Source organism: Methylobacterium sp. AC832 (assembly GCF_979256025.1).
In genome coordinates, this window is record NZ_CEEDMV010000047.1 from 1 (window position 1) to 271 (window position 271).

A 271-nucleotide genomic window follows, 5' to 3' on the forward strand; every position below is an offset into this window, starting at 1 on the left:
TCGACAGCCTCGATCTGCGACGGGCCGAGGCGCCCACTGGCGACGAAGGGCTTGGTGGGAATCGCGGACGAGACCCCGATCAGGGCGAGCGGTCCACGGCGCCGGAGATAGGGGAAATCGCTCTCCGGGCTTATCGCTTCGGCCTCTATGTCGGTGAGCCGGCAGTGGCGGGCCTGCTGGCCTGGCGCTCCCGCCAGGGCAAGGAGGATCCCGGGCGCCTGCCTGAGCGTCGCGGCCTTGCCGGACGAGCCCGCCCGAGCGGTTCCCTGGT

General features: G+C 71.6%; 1 pseudogene. It reads right to left on the reverse strand.

The features are described 5' to 3' along the window. Positions 1-271, reverse strand: a pseudogene (locus AC0IXR_RS25065) (hypothetical protein); the annotation flags it as partial.